Source organism: Neobacillus drentensis (assembly GCF_036965245.1).
Lineage (GTDB): Bacteria > Bacillota > Bacilli > Bacillales > Cytobacillaceae > Neobacillus > Neobacillus drentensis_G.
On the sequence record NZ_JBALPG010000251.1, the window covers coordinates 1 to 336 of the forward strand.

Below are 336 nucleotides of genomic sequence, written 5' to 3' on the forward strand. Positions count from 1 at the left end.
CCACAATAGGGCAATTTTCTTGAGTAACACTCAAGGAGAAAATTGGAAGCTTATGTTAAAATATACTGAGAAGATTGTAAAGGAATGTAGATAAACTAACGGTCCAGTTGAATAAGATAATATACTCAAATTGAGGAATATTCTTATTAATCTCAGATTTAATGTTGACTCTCACCTTGGGGGTTAGCTTATTATTCTCTTGAGGTGATATCGATGTTAATAAACGAGGTATGCAAAAAAAGTTCACTGACAAAAAAAGCAATAGAATACTACGAAAAGCAAGGGCTGGTACACCCAAAAATTGAAGAAAACGGATATAGAAATTTTAGTGAAAAG

1 protein-coding gene is annotated in these 336 nt (G+C 32.4%); it reads left to right on the forward strand.

Features of this window, described 5'->3' with window-relative positions; all coding sequences use genetic code 11:
- Positions 1-213 precede the first annotated feature (213 nt).
- A partial coding sequence (locus tag V7150_RS26470) for a MerR family transcriptional regulator (protein ID WP_335524289.1) occupies positions 214-336 on the forward strand: 123 nt, incomplete at its 3' end.